The sequence below is a fragment of the Nonomuraea glycinis genome (assembly GCF_014646515.1).
GTDB classification, from domain to species: Bacteria; Actinomycetota; Actinomycetes; order Streptosporangiales; family Streptosporangiaceae; genus Nonomuraea; species Nonomuraea glycinis.
Genome location: NZ_BMNK01000016.1, coordinates 126,228 through 150,646, shown reverse-complemented (window position 1 = coordinate 150,646; position 24,419 = coordinate 126,228). Strand labels below are relative to the sequence as shown.

Annotated in this window: 30 protein-coding genes and 3 pseudogenes; 14 read left to right on the top strand and 19 right to left on the bottom strand. The window is 68.9% G+C overall.

Annotation, left to right across the window (positions count from 1 at the left end; translation table 11 throughout):
• Nucleotides 1-391 precede the first annotated feature (391 nt).
• From IEY87_RS34825 to IEY87_RS34815, 3 genes are all read left to right on the top strand, one after another.
• The gene (locus IEY87_RS34825; protein WP_189143076.1) at nucleotides 392-1,225 is read left to right on the top strand and encodes a helix-turn-helix domain-containing protein; all 834 of its coding nucleotides are present in this window, start codon (nucleotides 392-394) and stop codon (nucleotides 1,223-1,225) included.
• A gap of 88 nt (nucleotides 1,226-1,313) precedes the next feature.
• Nucleotides 1,314-2,141 (top strand): alpha/beta fold hydrolase, encoded by an 828-nt coding sequence (locus IEY87_RS34820; RefSeq protein WP_189143075.1) that lies wholly within the window; start codon nucleotides 1,314-1,316, stop codon nucleotides 2,139-2,141.
• Nucleotides 2,142-2,463: 322 nt separating this feature from the next.
• Nucleotides 2,464-2,808 (top strand): hypothetical protein, encoded by a 345-nt coding sequence (locus IEY87_RS34815; RefSeq protein WP_189143074.1) that lies wholly within the window; start codon nucleotides 2,464-2,466, stop codon nucleotides 2,806-2,808.
• Here the strand turns inward: IEY87_RS34815 and IEY87_RS34810 are convergent.
• Together IEY87_RS34810 and IEY87_RS34805 are read right to left on the bottom strand one after the other, a co-directional pair.
• Nucleotides 2,800-3,135, bottom strand: coding sequence for a hypothetical protein (locus IEY87_RS34810; RefSeq protein WP_189143073.1), 336 nt, complete (start codon nucleotides 3,133-3,135; stop codon nucleotides 2,800-2,802). The genes IEY87_RS34815 and IEY87_RS34810 overlap by 9 nt on opposite strands.
• Nucleotides 3,136-3,151: 16 nt before the next feature.
• Nucleotides 3,152-3,415 carry a hypothetical protein gene (locus IEY87_RS34805; RefSeq protein ID WP_189143072.1) on the bottom strand — a complete coding sequence of 88 codons (264 nt, stop codon included), beginning with the start codon at nucleotides 3,413-3,415 and terminating at the stop codon, nucleotides 3,152-3,154.
• Nucleotides 3,416-3,426: 11 nt separating this feature from the next.
• Here IEY87_RS34805 and IEY87_RS34800 point away from each other — a divergent pair, with 11 nt between their 5' ends.
• Nucleotides 3,427-4,692 (top strand): hypothetical protein, encoded by a 1,266-nt coding sequence (locus tag IEY87_RS34800; protein WP_189143071.1) that lies wholly within the window; start codon nucleotides 3,427-3,429, stop codon nucleotides 4,690-4,692.
• Nucleotides 4,693-4,710: 18 nt separating this feature from the next.
• A complete protein-coding gene (locus tag IEY87_RS34795; RefSeq protein ID WP_189143070.1) occupies nucleotides 4,711-5,022 on the top strand; it encodes a hypothetical protein in 312 nt (103 codons plus the stop codon).
• A gap of 329 nt (nucleotides 5,023-5,351) precedes the next feature.
• On the opposite strand, the gene IEY87_RS34790 is transcribed toward IEY87_RS34795, so the two are convergent.
• Entirely contained in the window at nucleotides 5,352-6,758 is a 1,407-nt protein-coding gene (locus tag IEY87_RS34790) for a hypothetical protein (RefSeq protein WP_189143069.1), read from the bottom strand.
• A 214-nt stretch (nucleotides 6,759-6,972) separates the two neighbouring features.
• Between IEY87_RS34790 and IEY87_RS34785 the strand changes: the two genes are divergently transcribed.
• Nucleotides 6,973-7,488, top strand: a complete 516-nt coding sequence (locus IEY87_RS34785; RefSeq protein ID WP_189143068.1) for a hypothetical protein — start codon at nucleotides 6,973-6,975, stop codon at nucleotides 7,486-7,488.
• 420 nt (nucleotides 7,489-7,908) lie between these two features.
• On the opposite strand, the gene IEY87_RS34780 is transcribed toward IEY87_RS34785, so the two are convergent.
• Nucleotides 7,909-8,199 (bottom strand): DUF3592 domain-containing protein, encoded by a 291-nt coding sequence (locus IEY87_RS34780; RefSeq protein ID WP_189143067.1) that lies wholly within the window; start codon nucleotides 8,197-8,199, stop codon nucleotides 7,909-7,911.
• Nucleotides 8,200-8,218: 19 nt separating this feature from the next.
• The gene (locus IEY87_RS34775; protein ID WP_189143066.1) at nucleotides 8,219-9,157 is read right to left on the bottom strand and encodes an SDR family NAD(P)-dependent oxidoreductase; all 939 of its coding nucleotides are present in this window, start codon (nucleotides 9,155-9,157) and stop codon (nucleotides 8,219-8,221) included.
• A 213-nt stretch (nucleotides 9,158-9,370) separates the two neighbouring features.
• On the opposite strand from IEY87_RS34775, the pseudogene IEY87_RS34770 reads away from it, so the two are divergent.
• Both IEY87_RS34770 and IEY87_RS34765 read left to right on the top strand, forming a co-directional pair.
• A pseudogene (locus tag IEY87_RS34770) lies at nucleotides 9,371-9,475 on the top strand (SDR family oxidoreductase); the annotation flags it as partial.
• Between the two features lie 42 nt (nucleotides 9,476-9,517).
• Entirely contained in the window at nucleotides 9,518-9,775 is a 258-nt protein-coding gene (locus IEY87_RS34765) for an alpha/beta hydrolase (protein WP_225277951.1), read from the top strand.
• A 74-nt stretch (nucleotides 9,776-9,849) separates the two neighbouring features.
• Here IEY87_RS34765 and IEY87_RS46275 read toward each other — a convergent pair whose 3' ends face one another.
• Both IEY87_RS46275 and IEY87_RS46270 read right to left on the bottom strand, forming a co-directional pair.
• Nucleotides 9,850-10,248, bottom strand: a complete 399-nt coding sequence (locus IEY87_RS46275; protein WP_225277954.1) for a Rossmann-fold NAD(P)-binding domain-containing protein — start codon at nucleotides 10,246-10,248, stop codon at nucleotides 9,850-9,852.
• A gap of 218 nt (nucleotides 10,249-10,466) precedes the next feature.
• Nucleotides 10,467-10,655 (bottom strand): annotated as a pseudogene (locus IEY87_RS46270) (NAD-dependent epimerase/dehydratase family protein); the annotation flags it as partial.
• Between the two features lie 122 nt (nucleotides 10,656-10,777).
• On the opposite strand from IEY87_RS46270, the gene IEY87_RS34755 reads away from it, so the two are divergent.
• Entirely contained in the window at nucleotides 10,778-11,368 is a 591-nt protein-coding gene (locus IEY87_RS34755) for a TetR family transcriptional regulator (protein ID WP_189143065.1), read from the top strand.
• A 49-nt stretch (nucleotides 11,369-11,417) separates the two neighbouring features.
• On the opposite strand, the gene IEY87_RS34750 is transcribed toward IEY87_RS34755, so the two are convergent.
• The 4 genes from IEY87_RS34750 to IEY87_RS46255 form a co-directional block, all read right to left on the bottom strand.
• Nucleotides 11,418-12,587, bottom strand: a complete 1,170-nt coding sequence (locus tag IEY87_RS34750) for a CU044_5270 family protein (protein WP_189143064.1) — start codon at nucleotides 12,585-12,587, stop codon at nucleotides 11,418-11,420.
• Nucleotides 12,584-12,814, bottom strand: a complete 231-nt coding sequence (locus tag IEY87_RS46265; RefSeq protein ID WP_225277926.1) for an RNA polymerase sigma factor — start codon at nucleotides 12,812-12,814, stop codon at nucleotides 12,584-12,586. The genes IEY87_RS34750 and IEY87_RS46265 overlap by 4 nt, the downstream gene beginning before the upstream one ends.
• A complete protein-coding gene (locus tag IEY87_RS46260; RefSeq protein WP_225277950.1) occupies nucleotides 12,760-13,098 on the bottom strand; it encodes an RNA polymerase sigma factor in 339 nt (112 codons plus the stop codon). The genes IEY87_RS46265 and IEY87_RS46260 overlap by 55 nt, the downstream gene beginning before the upstream one ends.
• A gap of 186 nt (nucleotides 13,099-13,284) precedes the next feature.
• A complete protein-coding gene (locus tag IEY87_RS46255; protein WP_225277925.1) occupies nucleotides 13,285-13,431 on the bottom strand; it encodes a hypothetical protein in 147 nt (48 codons plus the stop codon).
• A gap of 66 nt (nucleotides 13,432-13,497) precedes the next feature.
• On the opposite strand from IEY87_RS46255, the gene IEY87_RS46250 reads away from it, so the two are divergent.
• The gene (locus IEY87_RS46250) at nucleotides 13,498-13,749 is read left to right on the top strand and encodes an NAD(P)-binding domain-containing protein (RefSeq protein WP_225277924.1); all 252 of its coding nucleotides are present in this window, start codon (nucleotides 13,498-13,500) and stop codon (nucleotides 13,747-13,749) included.
• 10 nt (nucleotides 13,750-13,759) lie between these two features.
• On the opposite strand, the gene IEY87_RS34735 is transcribed toward IEY87_RS46250, so the two are convergent.
• Both IEY87_RS34735 and IEY87_RS34730 read right to left on the bottom strand, forming a co-directional pair.
• Nucleotides 13,760-14,413 (bottom strand): TetR/AcrR family transcriptional regulator, encoded by a 654-nt coding sequence (locus IEY87_RS34735; RefSeq protein ID WP_189143063.1) that lies wholly within the window; start codon nucleotides 14,411-14,413, stop codon nucleotides 13,760-13,762.
• A gap of 121 nt (nucleotides 14,414-14,534) precedes the next feature.
• Nucleotides 14,535-15,395 carry an SDR family NAD(P)-dependent oxidoreductase gene (locus IEY87_RS34730; RefSeq protein WP_225277923.1) on the bottom strand — a complete coding sequence of 287 codons (861 nt, stop codon included), beginning with the start codon at nucleotides 15,393-15,395 and terminating at the stop codon, nucleotides 14,535-14,537.
• A 47-nt stretch (nucleotides 15,396-15,442) separates the two neighbouring features.
• On the opposite strand from IEY87_RS34730, the gene IEY87_RS34725 reads away from it, so the two are divergent.
• Nucleotides 15,443-16,096 (top strand): TetR/AcrR family transcriptional regulator, encoded by a 654-nt coding sequence (locus IEY87_RS34725; RefSeq protein WP_189143062.1) that lies wholly within the window; start codon nucleotides 15,443-15,445, stop codon nucleotides 16,094-16,096.
• A 170-nt stretch (nucleotides 16,097-16,266) separates the two neighbouring features.
• On the opposite strand, the gene IEY87_RS34720 is transcribed toward IEY87_RS34725, so the two are convergent.
• A complete protein-coding gene (locus tag IEY87_RS34720) occupies nucleotides 16,267-17,376 on the bottom strand; it encodes a serine hydrolase domain-containing protein (protein WP_189143061.1) in 1,110 nt (369 codons plus the stop codon).
• A gap of 103 nt (nucleotides 17,377-17,479) precedes the next feature.
• Between IEY87_RS34720 and IEY87_RS34715 the strand changes: the two genes are divergently transcribed.
• On the top strand, nucleotides 17,480-18,139 hold the full coding sequence (locus tag IEY87_RS34715; protein WP_189143060.1) for a TetR/AcrR family transcriptional regulator: 660 nt from the start codon (nucleotides 17,480-17,482) through the stop codon (nucleotides 18,137-18,139).
• A 104-nt stretch (nucleotides 18,140-18,243) separates the two neighbouring features.
• Here the strand turns inward: IEY87_RS34715 and IEY87_RS34710 are convergent, their stop codons facing one another.
• From IEY87_RS34710 to IEY87_RS34695, 4 genes are all read right to left on the bottom strand, one after another.
• Nucleotides 18,244-19,539, bottom strand: coding sequence for an MFS transporter (locus IEY87_RS34710; RefSeq protein ID WP_189143059.1), 1,296 nt, complete (start codon nucleotides 19,537-19,539; stop codon nucleotides 18,244-18,246).
• Nucleotides 19,532-20,131, bottom strand: coding sequence for a helix-turn-helix domain-containing protein (locus tag IEY87_RS34705; protein ID WP_189143058.1), 600 nt, complete (start codon nucleotides 20,129-20,131; stop codon nucleotides 19,532-19,534). Before IEY87_RS34705 ends, IEY87_RS34710 begins: the two co-directional genes overlap by 8 nt.
• A gap of 299 nt (nucleotides 20,132-20,430) precedes the next feature.
• Nucleotides 20,431-21,966, bottom strand: a complete 1,536-nt coding sequence (locus IEY87_RS34700) for an MDR family MFS transporter (protein WP_189143057.1) — start codon at nucleotides 21,964-21,966, stop codon at nucleotides 20,431-20,433.
• 6 nt (nucleotides 21,967-21,972) lie between these two features.
• Complete coding sequence (locus IEY87_RS34695) at nucleotides 21,973-22,554, bottom strand: NADPH-dependent FMN reductase (protein WP_189143056.1); 582 nt, start codon at nucleotides 22,552-22,554, stop codon at nucleotides 21,973-21,975.
• Nucleotides 22,555-22,665: 111 nt separating this feature from the next.
• On the opposite strand from IEY87_RS34695, the gene IEY87_RS34690 reads away from it, so the two are divergent.
• Nucleotides 22,666-23,382, top strand: a complete 717-nt coding sequence (locus IEY87_RS34690; RefSeq protein WP_189143055.1) for a TetR/AcrR family transcriptional regulator C-terminal domain-containing protein — start codon at nucleotides 22,666-22,668, stop codon at nucleotides 23,380-23,382.
• Between the two features lie 156 nt (nucleotides 23,383-23,538).
• Nucleotides 23,539-23,631, top strand: a pseudogene (locus IEY87_RS46245) (DNA-binding response regulator); the annotation flags it as partial.
• 39 nt (nucleotides 23,632-23,670) lie between these two features.
• Here IEY87_RS46245 and IEY87_RS34685 read toward each other — a convergent pair.
• Nucleotides 23,671-24,255 carry a DinB family protein gene (locus tag IEY87_RS34685; RefSeq protein ID WP_189143054.1) on the bottom strand — a complete coding sequence of 195 codons (585 nt, stop codon included), beginning with the start codon at nucleotides 24,253-24,255 and terminating at the stop codon, nucleotides 23,671-23,673.
• Nucleotides 24,256-24,419 lie beyond the last annotated feature (164 nt).

Below are 24,419 nucleotides of genomic sequence, written 5' to 3'. Positions count from 1 at the left end.
CAAAAACTTCTGCTCCCGCAATAGCCCAGCAGCTTCGGTACCCCCCGTTCCGCGCGGCGCGCGGTGGTCTGCTCATGCACCTCGGAGTCCACTATGCGCCGGAGCGTACGAGCGCAACCCGCGACGGCGGGCGAGAAATTGCAAAACCCGCACCTGCCAGACGATCTACATCTCAGACTGCCGCCCACGACCAGCACGAGTACGCCGAAGACAACTCACGCCAGACCCGTGACCAGCACCTTCACGATGCACACCGCTCACTGACGCCGGCCGCTGCCGGCACCGCGACGGCGGTTCCGGCGACGACACCGGCGACCGGCCACCGGCGACGACGAAACGAAGCGGGCGACAGCGCTGTGATGGCAGTGGGCGGCGCTACGCTTGGGCGGCGATGAGTAATCGTGCACAACTGGGCGACTTTCTTCGCCGGCGCCGTGAGCGGCTGTCGCCGAATACCGCTGGGCTGCCCGTCGGCTCCCGCCGCCGTACGCCCGGGTTGCGCCGCGATGAGGTGGCGGCGCTGGCGAACATCTCGTTCACCTACTACGAGCGGCTGGAGCAGGGCCGGGCGGCGCAGCCGTCGGCCGCCGTGCTGGCCGGACTGTCCGAGGCCCTGCGGCTGACGGACGACGAACGCGGCCACCTCTACCTGCTGGCCGGGCAGGCCGCTCCGGCGAGGCCGCGGGACCAGCCCGACGTCGACCCGAGCCTGGCGTACGTCCTGCGGGCGGTGGACGGCGTCACCCCCGCGCTCATCACCGACGACCTTGGCGAGGTCGTCGCGCAGAACGAGCTGAACCTGGCGCTGTTCGGCGTGTTCGCCGGCCTGCCCGGCCGCGCGCCGAACCTGATCTGGCGCTGGTTCACCTCTCCGGAGTGGCGCGACATCCTGGAGCCACCCGGCCAGCACGAGGCGACCGGCCTGGCCTACGTCGCCGACCTGCGGGCCGCCGTGGCCCAGCGTGGTCACGACAGCGCCGCGGCCGTCCTGGTCGAGGACCTCCGTGCGGTCAGCCGGGAGTTCGCGGACATGTGGGACCGGCATGTCATCTCGGCGCTGCACTGCTCCACCAAGGTCGTGCACGACCCGCGGGTCGGCCGGATCGACCTCGACTGCTCGGTGCTGCTGAGCACCCAGTCGCGGCATCGGCTCCTGCTGTTGCGGCCCACGCCGGGCACCCCGAGCGCGGAACGGCTCGCGCGCCTGGCCGAGTTCACGCGATAACCGCAATCAAGCCGTGGCCAGGTGCAAGCGGTAACCACGTACAAGTAGTGCGTGGTTGCGGTTGTTTCGGTCTCCTAGCGTTCTCCGCATGCGTAACGTCGTCCTCGTCCACGGGTTCTGGCACGGCAGTTGGTGCTGGAGTCTCGTCACCGAGCAGCTCGCCGCCCGTGGCATCCCGTCGGTCGCCGTCGATCTCGACGGTCATGGCCTCAAGAGCACCTCCCCCGCCGCGCGGTGGGGCCGCCCGTTCGATCCGGCCGGGTTCGCCACAGAACCGTCGGCCGCGCCCGTCGTCACCGCCTCGTCCGCGGCCGCGACGCTCGTGGAGCAGATCCGCCGGATCGGCGGCGGCGAGCAGTGTCTCGTGGTGGCGCACAGCATGGGCGGCGCCGTCGCCACCGCAGCCGCCGAGCTGGCGCCGTCGCTGTTCGGTCACCTCGTGTACGTGACCGCGTTCGCCCCCGTCGCCGGCCTCCCGGTGGCGGGCTATCTGGGCGGCCCCGACAACGAGGGCGAGATGGTCTCCCGGCTGTTCGCCGCCGACCCGGCCGCCGTCGGCTCGCTCCGCCTCGACACCGGCGACCCCGACCGGCACCCCGCCATCCACGAGACCTTTTACGGCGACGTCGATCCCGCCACCGCGCGGGCGGCGATCGGCCTGCTCGCGCCGGACGCCCCCGCCGGCGTCACCACCGAGGTCCTGCCGGTGACCGCCGGGCGGTACGGCCGCGTCCCGCACACCTACGTGACCTGCACCAAGGACAACGTGATCCCCGTGGCGCTGCAACGGCGGTTCGTCCGCGAGATCGACGCCACGTCGGCCACGCCTGCGCGCGTCGTGGAACTGGACTGCGGGCACTCACCGTTCCTGTCCCGGCCGGCGGAACTGGCAGAGGTGATTGCCGACAGCTGGTGACTCCCTGCGGCGGCCGGGGTCCACCAACCGATCGATCAGCTCATCGCGACTACGGACGCGGACGTCGCCGAGGCCGTGGCCTGCCGGTCGGATCTCAGCCGCGTACAGGTAGCCGCGCTGTCACGCTTCGAGGGAGCCGCCATACGACTCGCCCACGAAGGGCGGCTCACGGCCGACGACATCGATCCGGTAGCCCGGCCACGTGTCGCACTCGCCCTCCTCGAAGAACGTTCCGGCAGGCCGGAGTGGGCGAGACTTCTCGCTGTCAATCCTTTGGTGGAGGCGCGGGAGAAGCTGGCGGCCTGCCCCGGCCTGCCACACGATGTGCGGCCCGGTACTACTGCCGCGCATCGCATCTGCCTTCGAGGCCGAAGTCACGGCACTGGCCGCGTCAGCGATCCCGGCGGTACGCATGCTGCTCGCTCATCGGCGCGACCTGTCACCCGAGATCCGCGACGCGCTCGCCGACGACCCCGATGCGAAGGTGGTCAAATCCATCGCGCCGCACCCGGGCCTGTCCGAGGCGCAACTCCGCGCGATGGTCACGCGCCACGGTGCGCGGGTGCTGGCGAAAGTGGCGGTCAATCCGGACGCCACGGCCCAGTTGCTGCAGGACCTTGCTCTGCACCGGCCGCCGGTGCAGACCCGTCGTTGCCGCTCAGCGTGATGCGGGAGCTGATTCCCTGATCAACATGACCTGTGCGGGCGTGCGGCTCAGCCCACGCGGAACAGGACGCGTGTCCAGGTCCCAACGGGTGGCCGGGGCCTGGGCGGGCGGCGTGAGATCGACGACCCAGCTGCTGAAGCGGCGTATCGTCCGAGTGACGTACGGAGAGATCACGGCCAGGTCGTCGGTGTCGACCGGACAACTCTCACCGGCCAAGGCGTAGGCGGCGTCGGTGATGTCCAAGGCGGTGGAGTAGGTCGCGCAGGTGGTGCAGACGGGAAGCTCACAGCTCTTCTTCACCAGCACGTCCAACGCCACGTTGATCAAATCAGCCGGGTTGTCCTTAGCCCGGGCGGCCTGTTCGATCGCCCTCGGCGATGCCCCGCGCCTGTGCGGCGCTGTACTCCACCCCCAACCGCTTGCGAACCAGATCGCGCTGACGCTTCGCTGTGCGCACGGCATCCACTTCGGCAGCGACGCTGGCCGGGAAGTTCAGCACATCGCGTACGGGTTCGACAACGGCGTCCGGCGGGTCCTTGAGCTTCGGAAAGTAGCCCAGGCGTCGGTAGCCCTTGAGCCAAATTCGCTCGCTCAGCTCCTCCACCACGGGGATACTGCATGTCGATGATCGAATATGGCAGTCCGGCCTCCTTCCGCGGTCAGCTCCAACGGGGACGCGGTGCCGCAGTGCATCGCGCGTCGACCGTCCCCGGCGCCGCTGACGCGGTGTACGAGTGCGTGATTACGGACACGCGCTGGGATCGACAAGTTGACCAGCGCGACAGCTATCTCGCCGGTCTCGTCGCTCGGCTCGACCTGCCATTGGCACCGATCCAACAGCACCTGCTCACGTACGACGGTGAGGACGCCGAACCGGTTGAGCTTGCCTTGCGGGTCCTTGCCCTGCTTCCGATGGTCGGTCGACTCGACGCGGCGGCTGTGCTGTGCGGGTATGCGATCGACGGGCCGCACTGGTCCACGGCACTGGAGGCGATCGGCGACAGCGGGGCGATGAAGCTTCCCGCGATCTGGGACGGGCTCGCTGACGGCATCATCGCCAACCGCGACGATGCCCAGCTTGTCCAGGCGATCTGGTGCGACACCGAGCCGTGGAGGACGTTCGCGCAATCCCAGCCACGGGTCCGGCGAATCATCGACGAACTCAAGGCCTCTCGTTCACCCGGACCGGCCAGGCGTGACACACGGCCCGAAATCGCCGCCATCAACAACGAAGACCTGATCGGGCTTGTCGCTGCCGGCGGCTTCGAGCGGCTGCGGGCGCTGGAGGAACTGGGTAGGCGTGGCGATCGTATCGTCTTCGACTTCGCCGAAGACCCCGGCCTACGCAACGCGGCCGGATGGCTGCCGGGTATCCCACAGGCGCTCCACCACCTCGGGCCAGACGCGCTGCCACGCGCTCGTACGTGGATCGGCAGCGGCGACGACACACTCGTCGCATTCGGGGAGCGTGTGGTGGCAGAGGTCGGTGACCAGGGCGATGCGCCGGTGTTGCTGGCCGGGTTGCACCGTGCAGTCGTCGCCGGAGAATGGTGCGCCGCCGAGGTTCCAGCACGAGGCCTGGGCCGGTTGGGGATCCGTGAAGCCGCGAGCGAGCTCATGGCCGCGTGGGAAGGCACGGTGCATTCACTTGCCCGGGAAGCGTTCCTGGACGGACTTCGGGGATGCGCGCCGCATGGAGCCGAAGCCGTCGTGGTCGAGGGACTTGACGATTGCGAGTCAACGGTTCAGCGGCGCGCGTGTGAGGCAGCGCCGGATACTCCAGCAGTCCGCTCGCGTCTGCGGGAGTTGATTGCCGATCCCCTGGCATCGGAGGTTCATGAGGCCGCGAACACGAAACTGCAGGTTCTGGCGATCAGACCCTGAACTTCGCACCCGTGCAGTATGACCGGACCAGATACCGGCGTCGACCTGCTGGAAAGCGAGATCGGCTTCGCCTGGGATGGCAAGCGCTGGCTTGTCCGGGAGATCAGCGATCAGTCCACCGGCTATTGCCTCGACGTCGCATCCTGGGCGGCTGTGGAGGCCGCACTCCTCCGTGCGGGGATTGATCACCCTGGAGCCTTCACCCACCCCATCGTCTTTAGCCGCTGTCCGCGATGTCGCCAGCGCGCCATCGTCAAGGACGAGCACTTTGCTTGCGGCGTCTGTGAGGCGCCTCTGCCCAGAATCTGGAGCGTGGATCAGCCGGAATGAAGAGGCTTCGGCTCGATGAGCAGGGGAGGCGAAACCGACTGAGCGCCGGTGGTGGCGGCAGGCGTGGGCGCGGGGGAGAAGGGCCGTCATTACTGCTGCACGAAGGGCGGGCAGGGGAGCGGTGCTGGCTTACGCGGATCGTGCACCGGTACTGCGGAATTGATCACCGATGCGGTGATCGGGCGAAGCCTAAGTTATGAATCTACATTGTAAAGGGCTTCGCTTCGATCAAATTCGCTGCTCACACCTAACAAGCACACCACACAAGCGCACCGGCGGTAGTCAACGTCCTTCCGCGGTCGTCTACGAGGAGATTCAGAGGTACATCTTCAAGGTTGGACCGAGCGACTTGGTTGACGGGTCCCGCTTTCAGGGATTGTCGAAGTGCTCGGTGTCGGCCGTACCGCCAGGGTCTGGGCGGGTCCGCCGATGCGGCGCCAGGTGCCGGTGTCGCGGGACCAGCAGAGGATCTCCGAGCGATCTTTGCTCAGGACGTACACATCTCGTCGGCCGACTCGCACCTCCGCGCCCGCTGGGCCGATGTCCTGCCAGCTCTGGTTCGCGGGGTCGGTCCCCAGCGCCATGAGGACGCGGAGCCGCTCCTGCGCCGGGTCGGTGGAGAAGAGGCCGGCGATGCCTCCGTAGAGGTCGCCGGCCGGGCCCGCCGCGTGGATCCAGGCCACTCTTGGTTGTTCGTCCAGCCAGAGAGTGACCGCGGTGCGGTTCGGGATGAGGCCGTACAGGTGTTTCCCGGTGAGTGCGAACGTGGCGCCCGCCGAGCCGGTGAAAGTCCACTGGTCGGGGCGGCCCGTGTATCTGAAGATCGAGCCGTCCTTCAGGGCGATCGCGAACAGGCCGAGCTCGCCGCCGTACAACCGAGCCGCCGAGCCGCCTATTCGCATCCAAGACGTGCCCCGTCCGTTCCAGATGTGGATGGACTGGCGGTCGGCGGCCAGCCGGTAGAGGTGTGAGCCGGCGATCGCGAAGTCGGCGCCCGGTTCGCTGATGGGGTGCCAGCGTCCGGGGCGCCCCTCGTACAGGTAGAGCCTGTTGTCCATCCCCGTCGCGAACAGGCCCGCGGATCCGGCCCAGAGCTGCCGCGCGCTGTCGCCGATCTTCGTCCACCCAGCCGCGTTCTCGCCGTCCCACTGGAAGATGCCTCGGCCGCCCGGCGCGATGGTGAACACCTCGGTGCTTGCGGGTAGCACGGCCGTCGCGCCGCCGGCGTCGGGGGTGCCTGGCCCGTCGGCGATGCCGGCCACGTTCGCCGGACGCCACACGAGCAGCAGGATGAGCAGCGCGAGAAGCGCGATCGCGGTTCCGCCGCCGATGAGGGTCAAGCGACGGCGTCCGCCTGCGGCCGGTGCGGGCTCTGGCGCTGCTGCGGGTTCCGGGGCCATGGCGAGGTCCGGCGCCGGTGCGGGTTCGGTGATCGACGGAGCGTGTGGTGCTCCCTCGAGGGCCGCCGCGTGCAGCCGCGCGGCGGTTTCCAGGCGTGTCTCGCGGGTGCGCTCGTCCGGCGTGTGGTCCCGCACCAGTCGCCTCAGCAGCTCCAGCGGGATGATCTTCTGTCCGGTGCGGTATTCGCCCCAGAGTGTCTTGCCCACGTGGTAGCGCCCGGCGAGCTCGCGGACGGTCATTTCGCGGGTGAGCGTCAGCAGGAACTCCGCCAGCGCGTTCGCCTCGTTCGTGCTTCCTTTCGGACCGCCCTGGGGCCTGCCCGCCCTGCGGTTCACCGGCATCGCCTCCCTTCTGCCTTCCTCCAAAGATCAGTGCAACAGAACGGTTGTCCGCGGACAACTCATTGTCCGAACTTCACCAGGCATTTCGCGGCGGAGGGTTCCGGACAACCGACGTGCCCTCCAGCCTCGGAAATGCCGGGCGATCACCGCCTGGCTGGAGGCGGGCGGCCGGATCAGGCAGGCCCGTCGCGACCCCGAAAGGACAATCATGAACGGCAGAGACATCTCACGGTTCGCGTCAGCAGTCCTGCTCGTCACCACCCTGAGCGCATTACCGGCCTCCGCCTCCGCCGACGCCTCGCAGAGCGCGTCCACCCCTGAGCAGATCTGCGGGAGCGGCTTCGGGAGGGTGGCGGACGGCACCCTCCCGGTGACCGACATGAACGACATCGTCCGGGGCCATGTTCATCTGCTCTACAACGCGCGTACCGGAGAGAACTGCGTCGTCACCATCAAGTCGAGTTTCGTCGGGCAGCCCACCATGACCAGGGCGGTCCTCTACCGCCAGGGAATAGCCCTGGGAGCTGAGGACGAGGGAGCTTTCAAGTACTACGCGGGTCCGGTGATCAGGCAGGCCAGGGACAGATGCGTCCTCTTCCAGGGGCTCATCACCAATCTGCGCTCTGGCGAGAAATCTTCGAGCTCCAGCATTCAGGCCTTCGGCGGATCGCCGAAGTTCGGCCACTGCGGGAGCGGGGAGAGGCGTCGAAGGCTTGGCTCCTGATCGCTGTTCAGTCGCGGGCCGCGAAAGCCCCCGTCGTCGACGGCGACCGTCCATGTCGAGATCCGGGTGGCCGCCGACGGCGATCCACCGGCGAGCTGACTTCGCTGACGACCTGGCTGCGAGGTCAGCTCGCCCGTTGCAGGGCCGGGAAGCGTCCGCCGGGGCCTGATGTCGCTATCACGGTCACCATCCCACGGTGGAGGTGGAGGCCAAGCGGGTGGACGAGGCGCTGCCGCTGCTCCAACCCAGGTCCGTAGCAGGTCAGGGCGCTCGGCGGCCACCGCGTACGTGTGACAGGCGCCCCAGTCGTGCCCGACAAGATCAACCGGCGCACCGATCGCCTCGATCTGGCCGATCAGCCAGTCGCGATAGTCGAGCGTGGTGCAGCCGAATCTGTCGGGAATATGGCGAACGTCCTTGTCAGGCCCGCCGCCGAGCGGTACGCCGTCCCTTGAGGAACAAGATCGTGCCGATCGGGGTGAACAGCACGCCCAGCCCGCCGGTGATCATTGGGGCGAGGAACGCTGACCAGAACGAGGAGATCTGCGCGTTGTACGGGTCATCCGGGTCGTAGGCGACGGGTAGGCTTTCGCCCTTCGTGTAGGCCGGTGGGTTGCTGCCGGTGGAGCTTTCGAATGAGTACTGCTTGCCGTCGACGGCCGGCCGGGCGGCGAGTCCGGCGGGTGACGCTGGTGGGGGTCTGCCGCGCACAGCGCGCTACGGGTACGTACTAACGAGACGCGCCTGCGCGTTCCAACAGCTCGGTGGTCGCCTCCCACAGGCGCCGCTCCCGGTCGCGGTCGTGGGCGACCGGCTGTACCTCGGTCAGCTTGGTCTTCACCACGAACGCGCCCTCGCGCAAGTGCGCCCACGTGTCGTCGAGGGCCATCGCGGCCAGCAGCGGCCCCGAGCGTCGCGGCGTCGACACGCCGGGGACACGGCCCAAGGCGCGGCTCATCGCCTGAAGTGCCTCGGGGGCGCCACGGCCCAGCGCGGTGCCGGGCATCCAGCCCGGTTCGAACACTGACACGTTGATCCCGGTGCCGGCGCGACGCTGCAGCTCATGGGCGTAGTACAGGATCGCCAGCTTGGCGTTGGAGTAGGCGACGCCGGACGCGGCCATACCCGGGGCCCGCTCGCCGGTGGCCGGGCGGGCGAGCTCGACGGGATCGGCCCACTCGGCCTCGGGAACGCCCAGCAGCTTGCGCCAGACATTGGCGTGATAGGTGTTCGAGCCGAGCAGCACGACCCGCGCCGGGGCGGTGAACGAACCGAGCAGGTCGCCGATGAGCTGAGCGTGGGCGAGGTAGTTGACGGCGAACGTCATCTCGTAGCCATCGGGTGAGGCCCGCCGGGTGTCGGCCGACATGGTGCCGGCGTTGGCGACCAGCGCGCGCAGCGGCCGTACGGTGCCGGTGGCGAGCAGGGCGCGCACGGTGGTGGCGGCGGCACGGACGTCGGCCAGGCTTGACAGGTCGCAGCCGATCTCGTGGACGCTGGCGCCGCGCGCGCGGGCCTCGTGGGCGACGGCCGTCAGGTCCCGCCCGGCGCGGCCGACCAGCAGCAGGTCGGGTCGCCGCCCGTCCGGGCGGGCGGCCATGGCCAGCACGACGTGACGGCCCAGGTTGCGGGTGGGGCCGGTGATCAGAACGGTTCCAGGTTCGGTCATGGCCCTAGCCTGCGGGACCGGTTGGGCCGCAGCCAGTCGTCCGGTTTTCGTGGGACTGCCAGGGCCAGGACAACCCGTGACGAGGGCCAATACCGCCGAACTTGCCGCGGTTCCAGTCGTAATAACTACAGTTATGACTGGAATCGGGGGTGAGGGAAGTGGAGTACGACAGGGGACGCCGAACCGCACTGCCTCGATCAAGGCACGGTCTTCACCGTCCAGGAGGTCGCCGCAGCCGCCCTCTATCTGGCCGGCGACCAAAGCAGTTTCACCACCGGCGCGGAACTGCCCGTCGACGGCGGCGCCACCCAGCTCTAGCTCGCGCCGGCAGACCGATACCTCGATCTCCCGGTCGGCTCCATCGACTGGGCATCGGCGAAGCGAAGGGCCACGACCGGCGTCCCCGTGGCGCCCGGCGCCCCGAAGCCGGTCGCGCTCTTTTCTCCCGGCTTCGGCTACCCGCGGGAGACGTACACGGCGATCATCGACGATCTGGCGAGCCGCGGCCATGTGGTCGTCTCGCTCTCGCACACGTACGAGAGCGCGGCGGTGGAGTTTCCTGGCGGGCGGCTCGAGCTCGCGGTGTCCGGGGATGGAGGCCCCCCGCATCCGAGGTGAAGAAGGCGCTATCTGCTCCTGCGCGGTGGCAGCACGCACCTGGCCTACAGCGAGCCGAGTACGGGAGGGGAGGGTCAGGAAGCCGGCGTGGCCAGGTAATCGCCGTGCTCCAGGTCTTCGAGCAGTGTCGGATGGGTGGGGGACCAGGCGAGCAGCTCTCGGGTGTGAGAGCTGGAGACAGGCCCGTCGAAGCCGTAGACGGTGGCCATGAACGGGCTGACGAAGTGCGTGGCGGCTTCGTCGGGGGTCAGCGAGACCGTGGGCAGATCCAGGCCGCGGCCGATCGTTTCTGCGATGCTCTTCAGGGTGACGCCGCTTTCGGCCACTCCGTGCAGCACGCTGCCCGCAGGCGCCTTCTCCACTGCCAGGCGGAACAGGACCGCCGCGTCGAGCCGGTGCACTGCGGGCCACCGGTTGGCGCCGTCTCCGACGTAGGCCGAGACGCCGGTTTTTCGTGCGGTGGCGATGAGCATGGGGATGAAACCGTGATCTTCGGGACCGTGGACGGTGGGGGCGAGGCGGACCACGCTGGCGCGCACTCCCCGGGCGGCGAAGCCCAGGCAAGCTCGCTCACCCGCGATCCGGAAGACGGCCGGCCCAGCGACTCGATCGCGGTCCGATCGCGCCGCGTCATGTCGTCGAGATCGGAGAAGTCGCCGCCGTAAGCCATGTGCAGGACGCCGTCGGCGGCGTCGGCGCCGCTGCGCAGGCTGTCGAGGTCGTCCAGGGAGCCGCGGTGCGGTGTGGCGCCCAGCGACTCCAGCCGGGCGGCAGCCGTGTCCGAGCGCGCCAGGCCGGTGACGGTGTGGCCGGCCGTGATGAGTTCGGCGACGACCGCGGGTCCGGTCTGGCCGGAACCACCAGTGACAAAGACATGCATGAAACATCCTCCCGCTTAACGCCAGTGACTGGCGCTACGTAGCACCGGCCGCCGAGCTTACGTAGCGCCAGTTACTGGCGTCAAGAAGCGCCAGTAACTGGCCTATGCGCTACCCTCGGGGGGTGCCACGGAGCGGAGCAGAAGCGCGTCGCCGCCTTCAGCAGGCGGCCCTGGAGCTGTACCAGGAACGCGGGTTCGATCAGACCACCACGGCTGAGATCGCCGCCCGTGCCGGCGTCAACGAGCGCACCTTCTTCCGGCACTTCCCGGACAAGCGTGAGGTGCTCTTCGACGGCGAGGCCGACCTGCGCGCCACGCTGATCCAGGCGGTGGCCGAAGCACCCGATGGCCTGCGGCCACTCGACATGCTGCTCTGCGCCTTCCGGGAGGCCGAACGGATCCTTGAGCGCAATCGTCCGTTCGCCGAACCACGCCTCCGAATCATCGCGATGACACCGGCGCTCCGCGAACGCGACCTGGCCAAGGCCGCGTCACTCAGCGACGCCGTAGCGGAGGCGCTGCGGCAGCGGGGTGTCGCCGACCGGCTGGCCGGCCTGGCTGCTGTGACCGGGTGGGCCGCCTTTCACCAAGCGGCCCAAGCCTGGATCGACGACCCCTCACAGAGCCTGTACGCACATCTCCTGCGAGTCTTCGACGACCTGCGCGCCCTCTACGGGAGCGACGTACCAGCACAGGCACGGCCTGAAGGCTGACACCACCCCGCATACGGCCATCGATCATCGCAAGCGATCGGTGAGTGGATCAGTTCCGACGCGTGGGCAGTTGCGGACGGTCGTCGGTCCAGCCGATCGCCTGGAACGAGGTGGACAGACGCAGCTCCGCCTGCCGCCCGTTCGCGAGTTCGGTGGTGTTCGTCCTCACCTCGGCAAGAAGCAGGCCGGTGCTGGGATCGACCACGAGCTGAACCTGGGTGAACAGGCCCGGCTCGATCTCCTCCTGATAGCTGAGCGTCTGCCCGCGCCGGCCCAGCGGATCGGTCATCTCCCCTTCGGCCCGTATGCCGGGCAGAGACGCGAGGATCCGGTACGCGGATGCCCGGACCTCGGGCGAGGCCGGCAGGCCACTGATGATGCCCACGCAGTCTCGCAGCAGGATGTGCGCCCTCGCCTCCTCCACGTCCATCCCCGAGCCGGAGGACAGCTCCAGCCGGCCGATGCGCTCTTCCAGGTAGTTCCGGAGCTTGTCCTGTTCGCCCGGGATCGCGCGCACCTCCTTCCAGGTCATGTCCTTCCCCGCCAGGTCACCGGCCGAGCCCTTCCACTTGCCGTACAGCCGTTCGGCGGTTCGCTCACCTGCCGCCGCCTCCAGCGGCCTGGACGGGACGGAGAACAGATTCTCCGTCTTCATGTTCTTCGGGTATCGCCAGCTGGCAGGCGCCCCCGCGGCCCGCCAGACCGCCTCGTCCTGCGGGGTCGCGGGCTTGACGCCGAGATCCTGCCAGATGCGCCAGTACTGCAGATCCGGCCGCTTCGCCAGCCACGTCTCAAGAGACCGGCCGCCCTCGAGCACATAGCTGCGGGTGGGGTCGGTCAACATCCACTGGTCGACGGTCGCGGTGCGCCAGTAGTCGCCGCTCGCAGGGGCCTTCGCCACGGCGACGGCGGCAGCGAGCAGGATCTGCTGGGCAGTGGGTCCGGCCGTCGTGGACACCGACGTACTGGGCCGGGGCCCGACGGAGATCGTGCCGTCAGACAGCATCGCGGGGGCGATGACCGCCACCGCGGCAGCAGCCGCGGCCAGGCCGAGCAGAGAGCGGCCAGGAGTGAGCAGGAGCCGCCGCCGCCGGGCCGGGACACGCTCCAGCGAGACGACCTCCGCCAGCAGCGCGTCCGCCCCCGCGGTGGATGCCCGGCCGGCCAGGTCCTCATCCAGCACTCGCGCCCGGTCCTTGAAGATCTGGTCGTTGTTCACCCTGACTCCTTCTCGATGAGAGGCCGTGAGGCGAAGCCGGCGGCCGATGGGCGGGTCTTCTCCAGGGCCTTGGCGAAGCGCTTGCGGGCCCGGTGCAGGCGGATTCGGACGGCGTTGCGGGAACAGCCGAGCACTGTTGCGATCTCGCCGGGGTCGAGCCCTTCCCAAAGGGTCAGCGCCAGCAGTTCGCGATCGCTGTCCGCGAGCATGTCCATGGCTTCGCCCACGCCGTCCTGCTCACTGTGGTGGGAGGGGGCGGCAAAAGGTGTGCGATCTCGTCGGTGAGTTCGGTGTGCCGGGTGAGCCTGCGCCGCTCGCTACGGCGGTGATTGGCCAGGACCCGACGCGCCACGCCGTACAGCCAGAGCTTGTCGGCCTCGCCGTCAGGGAGCTCGGTGATCCGCCGCCAGGCGATCACATAGGTCTCGGCCACCACATCGGCGGCGTCCTCAGGAGAGGAACAGCGCCGCAGAGCGTATCCGAGGATCTGCTTATAGGTTCGCCGGTACACCGCCTCAAATCGGGACCGATCATCTTGTTCACTCACGCGTCATCCTCGTCAGGCCTTTCGAACGCTGCGGGCTTTCACTTCCTACGTGTCCGCGGCCGACGGCAGAATTTCAGGCCAGGCGGGAACGACTGAACCGATCCGCCGCGGCGAGGAGACCTCCGCCCGCATTCGCCGCCGAAGCCGACCTCAATCCAGCGCCGCCGTCCCGCTGAACCCACCTGCCGTGAAGGAAATGGCACATCTCATGAGCAGCGTCAGCATCATCGGCACCGGGAACATGGCCTGGACGATCGGCGCGCGGGCGGTGGCCGGCGGCAACACCGTCGAGGTCATGGGCCGCGATCAGTTCAAGGCCGCTGACCTGGCCGAGGCTCTCGGCGGCGGTGCCACGGCGGGGGAGTGGGGTGCCGTCCCGGCCGGCGAAATGTCCTGGAGCAGGGCCGGCCCGACGTCTTCATCGCCGGCGACGATGCGCGGGCCAAGGCGATCGTGGAGGCGTTCATCAAGAGCCTCGGGATGCGCCCGCTGGACGCAGGCGGTCTGGAGATGGCGCACTGGCTGGAAGGAGCGGGTCTGCTCACCATGGGTCTCGCCCGCCACGGGGTGGGGGGCTGGAGCTTCGCCCTCGGCGTCACGGAACTTCCTGCCTGAGCCGTAAGCGCTACACTCCTGCGTCGGCCGGGTCGCCCGAGGGAATCTCACCCTTGGTGGACCCGGCCGTCGCCTTGACGTCTTCCAGGGCGTTGTCGATGAGGACGGCGGCGATGGCGGCGGCGGTGGGGAAGGACTCGGCGTTGAGGACCCGGGTGCGGGCCGAGGCGCCATCGAGGAGCAGCGCCAGTTGCTCGCCGAGCCGCTCGGGGTCGGTGGCGCCGGCTTCGCGGGCCGTTTCGGCGAGCCGCGCGGCGATGGCGAGCTTGTACTCGCGGGCGTATTCGGACGCGGGGTGCTGGGGGTCGTGGATTTCGACGGTCGCCGCGATGTACGGGCACAGGGGCGTGAGCTCGTCCGGGCCGGACATGGGCATCTCGAAGGCGGCGAGGAGTCGTTCGCGGGGGGTGAGGTCGGTGCGGTCGAACACCGCGGCCATGAGGCCGGGATCGAACCGGCGCAGGTATTCGGCGACCAGTTCGTCCTTGCCGGCGAAGTGCTGGTAGGCCGTGCGCTTTGAGACCTGGGCCACTGCGCAGAGTTGGTCCATGCCGGTGCGGTTGATGCCCTGAGCGCGAAACAGCTGCTGTGACGCGCTGAGGATGCGCTCGCGCGCGCCCCTGCCGCGGCGCCGGCCTTGGGGGCCCTTCTCCGGCTTCGTCATGTCTGCATCATATCTCAATTCGGTACCGCTCGGTATACATAGCGTGCGTTCTCCTTGGTCGCCGCACCCTGCCATCAGGCTGCGATAGGTCGCCAACCAGGTCCGTAACCTGCTCGGCCGCTCAGAGGAGGGCGCCGCCGGAGACCTCGATGCGCTGGGCGGTGACCCAGCGCAAGCCTTCGGAAGCCAGCGTGGCGATGGCGTCGCCGATCTCCTCAGGTTCGCCGACGCGGCCGAGCGCGGTCTGTCCGGCCAGAACCTGGCGCATCTCGGCGTCGTCCCGCATCGCTCCACCGTTGAAGTCGGTGGCGGTCGGCCCCGGGGCGATGGAGTTGACCCGGATGCCGCGCGGGCCGAGTTCTGCGGCGAGGGTGCGGCTCAGGGCTTCGACGGCGGCCTTCGAGGCGGAGTAGACCGAGGTGGCGGGGCTGGTGTGGCGGGTCAGTGACGTCGAGACGTTGATGACGCGGCCGCCCTGGGTCAGCAGCGGCACAAGTGACTGGATGAGGAAGAACGTGCCCCGGACGTTGGTGCCCATCACCGTGTCGAAGTCGTCGATCGTGACGTCCTCCAGCGGTCCGAAGATCCCCACTCCCGCGTTGTTGACCAGGATGTCGAGCCGCGAAGCACCCCAGCGCTCCAGCTGCTCGCTCAGTTCGGAGGTGAAGGACGCGAAAGAGGAGACGTCGCTGATGTCGAGCCGGAGCACAGCGGCAGTCCCACCCACCGCCTGCACCTGTTCCACCGTCTTCTCAGCCCCGGCCGCATCACCGCGGTGGGTGACCAAGACCCGCACCCCGCGTGTGGCCAGAGCGATGGCCGCGCCGCGTCCGAGACCGCGATTCGCACCGGTCACCAAAGCGATCTTGTCGATCGTCATGAACTGTTCCTCCACCGCGCGGCTACCGAAATTCGCCCGGGCGCCACAGATAGGATGCGAGTCACTCGACTCGCCTTGCTCTCGTACCGTAACCAGGACCATCGAGGCGAGTCAAGTGACTCGCCTCGGGTCTGCGGCATACTGTCCGCATGGCAGCAGAGCTCTCCGCACACCACCGCAGACTCGCTCAGCAGAAACGCGAGGCGATCACCACCGCAGCCACAGAACTGTTCCTGGATCGTGGCTACGACGGCACCTCACTGGCCCGGATCGCCGAAGCGGCCGGGGTCTCGAAGTCCACCCTGTTCAAGCGGTTCCCCACCAAGGCGGCACTCTTCGAGGCCATCGTCACCGAGTCCTGGCAGCGTGACGCCGGCGACGCTGCCGCGCGGCCACAGACCGGAGATCTGCGCTCCGGACTGACAACCGTCGGCCACCGCTATGCCGACCTGGTCGGCCGGCCCGGCATGACAGCCCTGTTCCGGATCGTCATCGCCGAACTGCCTCGTTTCCCCGAACTGGGACGGATGCAGTTCCAGCTCGGCAAACTGCCCTACTTCACCTCCGTCCAGCACTACTTGGAATCCGAGCACGAGGCGGGCAACGCTGATGTCCCGGACGCCGCGAGCGCCGCGAACCAGTTCCTCGGCATGATCGCCAACTACGTCCTGTGGCCGCGCATGCTGCTGACCGACTGGAACCCCTCAGCCTCCGACATCCACGACGCCGTCGAACAGGCCGTCCAGACCATGCTCGCCAGATACGCCCCGACCCACCGGCCTGACCCGAAGCCGGAAAGCTGACACTGGCGCGCAAGCTCAACATCCGCGACGCCTCCACTCAGCGGCGCCTGTCGGTGAAGGCGTGAGAGGTCGCCGTCGGACGGACAGGCCCGCCACGCGACCGAACGCCGGCAAACCGAGGTTGCTCGGCCACGCCGACGCCCGCCATGACCGCCATCGCGCCGGTACGGTCAGCCGCACATCGCCATGCCGTACAGAGCCGCAAGTGCTTCGTCGATGGGATGGGGCTGCGGCCTGCCCGTGGCGTCGAGCCTGCTCCACCTCTGCATGTTCACCGCGACGGACATCTGCCGCTTGCCGTCGGCGCTGGTCATGGCCAGTGCTCCGGCGCCCCAGACGGTGCCGCCATGCCCCCAGAAGGTGCCGCCGCCGGGTATCTCCATCGGGTGCAGGCCGAGCCCGTAGTCGATGAGCTTGCTTTCCTGGGAGGCGACGCGGACGATGCGCCGCATCTCCGCCAGCGACGACGGGCTGACGATCTCACCGGCGAACAACAAGCCGAAGAACCGGTTGAGATCCGCAACGGTCGAGATGAGCGAAGCCGCCACCCCCGCGAAGGACATGTCGAAGACGCTGAAGTCGCGCGGCGGCTCGATCATGCCGAACCACGCCTCGTAGATTTGCGACTGCGGCCCGCTGAACCGCGGTCCATCGGGAAGCTCGGTGTCCCGCAGCCCGGCGCGCTCGATGACGTTCCGGGTGATGTACGTCTCGGCCTTCGTGCCGGTTACCTGCTCCAGAAGCTGGCCGAGCAGGAGGTAGTTGGTGTTGGAGTACAACCCCGGAGTGCCGCCCGGCGCGCTGACAGCGGGTGCGGAAACGCCTTTCTCGATCAGCTCGAGGGGGTGAAACCGGGTGAGCCGGTGGTCGTCCAGGCTCTGCGGCCTCGTGTCGGCCACGGCCGGGAAGGCTCTGAGGGAGGGGTAGGCGTACGGGAGGTATTCGGCGAGACCACTGGTGTGGTTGATCAACATCCGGACCGTGATCGCATCGCCGCGTTCTCCGGGAACCAGCTTCGGCAGGTAGTGGCCGATCGGCGTGTCGAGACCGACCTGACCACCTTCGACCAGTTGCATCACCGCGGCGGCAGTGAAGGTCTTGGTGATGCTGCCGACGCGGTGCCGCATGTCGGCGGAGACAGGGCGGCCGGTAGCGACGTCGGCGACCCCGGCGGCACCGCGCCAGACCTCGTCGCCGTCGCGCACCTCGGCGAACAGGCCGGGCATTCCGGCGCGGTGGACGTTCTCCAGTGCGGTGTTCAGCTCTTCGGGACTTCTCATGACAGGTGTCCATCCGTAGGGACCGGGCTCATGTCCCCATTATGCACGCGGTGCGTGCAACGCCAAGTGCATAGGTATGCTGATCGCTGACGAGGGGGATGAGATGGCAGGTAGAAGGCGCTGGTCGACCGAAGAGATCCTGGACACGGCGGCGGAGCTGCTGCGCACGAGCGACGCCGAGTCGTTCAGCGTGCGCAAGCTCGCGGCAGTGCTCGGCACCGATTCCTCCAGCCTCTACCGGCATTTCCGCAACAAGACCGAGCTGCTGCGCGCGGTCGCCGACCGCATCCTCCTGGCCGCCATGGACGGCTATCGGCCCGACGGCGACTGGAAGCAGCGCATCACCGCCCTGGCCCTGCGCGTGCGAGAAGCCTTCGGCCGGCACCCCCAGCTCGCCGCGGTCTGGGGACGCTACGCCTCAGGCGGCACCGGTTCGCGACTGGTCATGGAAGAGGTGCTGCAGGCCCTGCTCGCGTCGGGACTGCCTGACGCGCAGATCCCCGCGCGCTACCACCGGATCGTGGTCCTCATCGCCGCGTTGATCGCCTCCGAGGCCGGGATCAGCACCCTCACCCCCGAAGAGCACGAACAGGGCATGGAGCTGTTCCGCGTCGCGGTACTCGGCGCCGATCCCGAACACTTCCCGGCCCTGGCCCACTTCGCCCGCGACGTCCGCCCTCTCGGGGTGGACCGCCGCGCCGCGTTCGAAGAGATCCTCGCCGTCCAACTCGCCCACATCGAGGCCGCGATTCGCCTGAGCTAGCCGGCCTCGGGGTTGAGGAACGAGCGGACGGACCGAGCGATCGGTTCGAGATCGCAGAAGACGTTGGATGGCGATATCGCGGTACGAGCACACGTCATCGCGGGTCAATGGGTATGACGTTCTGGTGTCGCCACGACGAGCAGACCCGCCGCGACCAGCCCGCCGGCGTGCAGGCAGAGCGTGGGGACGATGCCGAGCCGTTCGCCGAGCACGCCCGCCAGCGCCATCCCGAGCAGTGACGTGGCGGCCTGGGCGCTGATGAGGAGCCCGAAGACCGTGCCTAACCGGTCGTCGCCAGTGGTTGTCTGGGCGAACGTGGTGAGTCCCGCCATCGCTGCCGCGGCCGGTAGCCCGGCCAGGGCGATCAGCGCGATGGCCGGCCATAGCGCATGGGTCAGGAGTGGGTAGGTGAACAGCGCCAGGTCGGCCAAGCCGAAGACGACCGTTCCCCATCCGAACAGCGCTCGCGGGGTGGCGTTCCCCGGGCGGGCGGCGATCGCCAGACCGCCGGCGATCCCGCCGACTGCCTGCGCCGACAGGAACAGCCCGTAGGCGTCTGCTTCTCCGCCGAGCACGTTGGCCACGAACGGTGCCGCGAGCGTCGCGAAGATGCCCTCGCCGAGCCCTGTGATCACCATGTACGCCAGCAGCAGGCGCACGCCGCGGTTGGTTCTGGCCAGCCGCAGCCCGGAGACCCATTGCCCGCCCATTGTCGTCGCGGCCGTGGCGCGTCGAGTGGGTGTCCGCAGGCGGGCCAGGAGGAGTGCGGAGATCAGGAAGCCGGCCACGCCGATCCAGACGACGGCGGCCGGCCCGCCCGCGCCGACCGCGACCCCGCCCGCCGACGCTCCCAGCAGTCTGGCGGCCTGGCCGGTCTGCCCGTGTAATGCGTTGGCCCTGACGAGCTGCGAGGCGGCCACGATCTGTGGCACGAGGGCTTTCTGGGCGGGGAACAGGACGGTGCTGAGCACGCCTGTCCACAAGGCGACGGCGTAGATGATCCACACCTGGCCCGGTTCACGTACCGCCAGGAGAGGCAGCAGTCCCAGCGCGAGCAGCACGTCCGTGATCGCCAGCAGCCTGCGGCGATCCCATCGGTCGGCGAGCACGCCCGCCAGTGAACCGAGCAGGACGTCGGGTAACCGGGCGGCCAGCAGCATGGTGGCGCTGGACAGTGTGGATTCGGTGAGTACGTAGACGTGGTAGGCCAGGCCGGTGCTGATGGCCCAGTCGCCGGTCTGCGAGATCAGCCCGGCCGTGAGGAGTCGCCGGTAGTCCTGATGCTTCCCGAGCAGGCTCCGGATCCCGCCCGGCGCTTCCTCGGTCGACTTCGTCAGAGCGCTCGTGGCCTCCCTCGCCGGTTCCTCTCCCGGCACGGTGGCGTCCCTGGCGTCAGTCACCGGTGCCGGTGGCCGGGAGCGGAACCAGGAGGGTGGTCAGCAGGACGGGCCGGGACCCTTCCGGCCGCTCGGACGGGTCGGCGATCCGCGCCATCAGCGGCTCCAGCAGCCGGGTGAACGCGGCGTCGAACGCGGCGAGTTCGTCGGGAGTGACGTAGAGGTACGAGCTGCCGATCCCGCCTGATGTCCGCCACTCATCCGGCTCGTCCATGCGGCGCTCCTGCCATTCGGCCAGCCGTGCCAGCGCTCGTTCGGCGATGACCTGTTCCAGCAGGCCGCGGGCAGCCGAGGTCTCGGGGGTGGACTCGGCGTCGGACCACTCCTGGGTCAGTGAGGTCGCCTTCCACGGCCGTTCCCGCTCGTCGCGTGCCTCGGCCTGCTCCACGAAGCCGTACTTGGCGAGTTGCCGCAGGTGGTAGGAGGCCAGTGCCTGGCTGATGCCGACCTCGCGGGCGGCGTCCGCGGCGGTCGTGGCGCCGGCCCGCATCAGCAACTCGTGCAGTGCCAGGCGGACGGGATGGGCGAATGCCCGCATGGCGGCCGGGTCGTCGAGCACCCGTCGGGGCCGCTTCCTCCAGGATTCCAAAGACATGCTTGGAATCCTGGGTCCATCGCGATCACATGTCAAGGAATCCTTTGGAATGTGATGGCAGGTCGATCAATGTGTGGTTGTTGCGCAGAGACACGTCCGGTTAAGGCTGCCTGGGCCGCCGGGCGAGGTCGGATGCGGGCGGCTCGGGCTCCCCGCCGGGGGGTGGGGGCGTGGGTAGGACGTTGAGGTGCACGCCGACGACGTGGCCGGGGGCGGCCCGCGCCGAGCGCGCGGGAGATGGCAGCCCCCCAGCCACCTTCCTGGGCGCCGTAGCGGTCCTATTCGAAGGGGCAGGTCGGTCATCGCCGCAGGCGGTTGGCGCGGTCCGGCTGGCGCCCGTCCACTTCGTCGGCCGTATTGCGCTCGGAAGGCACCAGGGGGTCGGCCTGTGGCGTGGTGTCGGCCCGGAGGGGGGTCTCGCGGATGAGCCAGGAGACGGCGAAGGCGATCACGGAGAGTACGGTGGCGCCGATGAGGATGACGTGCAGGCCGCTGGTGACGGCCAGCCGGACGGCGTCGGCCGCCTGCACAGGCAGATTCGGCAAGAGGGCGGGCGTGAGTTCGCCTCCTCCGGCCAGCCGGTCGGCCATGGCCGGCCCCAGGTGGGCGGCCAGGTCGGTGTGCATGCGGGTGGCGTACAAGGTGCCCAGCAGGGCGATGCCCACCGATCCTCCGATGGTGCGCAGCAGCGTGAGCGTGCCGCTGGCGGCCCCCATGTCGCGCGGATCGGCGCTGTTCATGGTGATCAGGGTGGTGCTCTGCATCACCAGGCCCATTCCCGCCCCGATGAGGAGGGTGAGTGCTGAGGCGAGGGCGGCGGGGGTGTCGGCGTCGAGCCGGAACAGGGCCAGCGCGCCCGCGATCATGAGGGCTCCGCCCAGGATGGGATAGACGCGGTAGCGGCCGTTCGCGCTGATGAGGCGGCCGGTGACCAGTTGGGCGCCGAGCATGCCGAACATCAGCGGGAGCAGCAGCATGCCGCTGGCCGCCGGGGAGGATCCCTGGACGAGCTGCATGTACTGCGGCAGATAGTTGGTCACGGTGAGCATCACCGCGCCGACCAGGAAGCCGAGGGCCTGGGCGAGGGTGAAGTCGCGGTCGGCGAACAGCCGGGGCGGGATGATCGGCTCCGCCGTACGGCGTTCCACGGCCACGAAGGCGGCCAGGGCGAGCAGCCCGATCGCGCCGAGGGTCCATGAAGTCCCGCCCGCCAGCAGGGTCAGGGCCACGATGGCGATGGTCAGCAGGGCCGCTCCGGTGTAGTCGATGCGGGGGCGGTGACGCTCGGCGGGTGGCAGGTGGATGTGGGTGACGATGAGCAGCAGGGCGAGGGCGCCGAGGGGCAGGTTGACGTAGAAGGTCCAGCGCCAGCTGAGGTGGTCGGTGAGCAGGCCGCCCAGCAGCGGTCCGCCGACGTAGGCGATCGGCATGATGATGCCGATCATCGACTGCAGCCGGCCGCTCTCGCGGGGCGGGACCAGGACGCCGATGATGGCCAGCGCGCCGACCATGAGCCCGCCCGCGCCGAGTCCCTGAACGGCGCGAAAGGCGATGAGCTGGGCCATGTCCTGGGCCAGGCCGCAGAGCGCGGACCCGGCCAGGAAGAACGTGATGGAGGTGATGAAGGTGGCCTTGCGGCCGAACAGGTCGCCGAGCTTGCCCCAGATGGGGGTGGTGGCCGCGCCGGCGAGCATGTACGCGGTCACCACCCAGGGCAGCAGGTCCAGGCCGCCGAGTTCGCCGGCGATGGTGGGCAGCGCGGTGCCCACGATCAGGCCGTCGAGCATGGCCAGGAACATGCCGATGAGCAGTCCGAAGACGCCAAGACGGGTCATGGTGGTTCAGGCGGCGTAGGGGCGGGCGGTCCTGGCCTCGCGCAGCGAGTGCGCCCACCAGGCGAGCCGGTCCAGCATGACCTTGGCGGCGGCGTCGGCGGCCGGGTCCACGGCTTTGCCGTCGCCGTCGAACTGCGCCCACGGGTGCTGCAGGCCTACGCTGTCGCGGAGGGTGACGGCGTGCAGTTCGGCCAGGACGAGCCGCAGTTGCTCGACGGCGCGCAGTCCGGCGGAGAAGGCGCCGTAGGAGACGAACGCGACCGGCTTGGCGTGCCACTCGATGCTGTGCCAGTCGATGGCGTTCTTCAGCGCCGCCGGGAAGCTGTGGTTGTACTCGGGGGTCACGATGACGAAGGCGTCGGCCGCTGCCATCCGCGGTGACACGGCCGCCAGCAGATCCTTGGCCTGCTGAGTGGCGGGCGGCTGCCCGAGCACCGGCAAGACGGTCGGCAGCGGGGTCTCGATCAGGTCGATCAGGTCGGCGCTCATGTCGCCGCGCTGGTCCAGGTGGTCCATGACCCAGTTGGCCACGGCGGGGCCGAAACGTCCGTCACGGGTGCTGCCGAGAATGACCGCGATGTTGAGCATGATGCCCCTTCGTTGTGTACAACGTATCTGGTTCGAGACAACGTACACACGACCGTGTACGTTGTCTACTTCTGATACGTTGTATAGGGATGCGAGGAAAGGACCTGCGACATGGCCGGCGACAAGAGCGCACCTCTATGGGAGCGGTTGGAGCGTCCTTCGCCGGCCCCCCGCCAGACGCTGTCGTCGCAGCGCATCGCCACGACGGCTGTCGCGATCGCCGACGGTGAGGGCCTGGAGGCCATCACCATGCGCCGCCTGGCCGCCGAGCTGGGCGTCGCCCCCATGGCGCCCTACCGTTACGTGTCAGGCAAGGACGACCTGCTGGAACTCATGGTCGATCACGTCTACGCCGATCTGCGCCTGCCTCGTGGCCTCGACTGGCGGGAGAGCCTGCGCACGCTTGCCGTACAGACGCGCGAACTGATGCTCCAGCACCGATGGCTGGCCCAGCTGTCCCCGCGGGCCAAACTCTCCCTCACGCCCAACCGGATGACCGTGGCCGAGCAGGCCCTGGTAGCGCTCGACGGCCTGGACCTGGACGCCGACACGATGATGAGCGTCTTTCGCACCGTGGACGCCTACGTGCACGGCGCCCTGAGCTACGAAAGCGCCGTCAGCACCGTCATCAGCGAGCAGAGCCTGTCCGGCGGCGACGAACTACGCGACGAACTCGCCCCGCTGATGATGTGGCACATGCGGACCGGCCGTTATCCGACCTTCCAGCACTACCTGCGCACCGCCACCCGTAAAGACGACACTTCGTGGCAGTTCGACCTGGGCCTGGACTGCCTCCTCGACGGCATCGCCACCCGCTTTGGCATCTGAGGCGCCCCCCCGGGTGGATCCGGCATCACCACTGGCCCTCGCCGCGATGAGCCACACCCTGACACCGTCGTCATCCCCGCCGAATACCGGGAGGCCGGGCCGGTGACGCGGGGCGCAGGCCCGCCTGGTCGGGCTCTCTTTGGCGACTGCGGAGAACTCGCCGCCCGCAGCGAACTGCCCGGACTGCCGGTCCTCATCCATTCCCAGTACGTCGAGCAGTTGTACGCCCGTGAACTCCTGGCCGACGGCCGGTAGGGGAGCTGATGGCAGGCTGCCGGTTATGTCTAACTAAGCCTTGATCGGTGCGGCTGACCTGGCGGCCTGCTCGATCTTCGCGCAGGAGGCCGCCCGGGCTTCCTCGTCGATCTGCTTCTCGTGTTCGGCGCGCAACCCGGTCCGGCCGTCGAGGCTCTCGCGCAGGATATCGGCGTGCCCGGTATGCCGGATGGACTCGCCGAGGACATGGACCAAGACGGCGAACAGGTTCGTGTCGGCATCAGGCTCCGGCCACCACGGCACGTGGCCGGGGGCGTCGACGGGAAGCTCGTTGATCGTCGCGTCCGAGTGTTCCCACGTGCGCCGGTAGAACCCGATGATCTGATCGCGAGTCTCGTTCTCGGTCGCCCACAGATCGCTGCCGTCGGAGTCCTGCCACCGGGGCAGCGGTTGCGGGGAAGGACGGTCGAAGACCTCGCCGAAGTACCTGGCCTCGACGGTGGCCACGTGTTTGACCAGGCCGAGGAGGTTGGTCCCGGTCGCTGTCAAAGGTCGGCGGGCGTCGTATTCGGACAAGCCGTCGAGTTTCCAGAGCAGCGCCTTGCGGTCCCGCCGCAGTCTCCCGTGCAGGGTGTCCTTCGCGAATTCATCGATCATGCGGCATGAGCCTGCCATGGGCTGTTCAAGGTCTCAAGATCCCGTACATGGTCCGCGGCTCGGCCGAACCGAGAATCTCATGGGCCCCTTTCCGTACCGCGACTCCTCATACCCGGAAGTGTCCGGCGACCCCGGCGGCGGCGCGATCCGGGCCGGAGACCGGA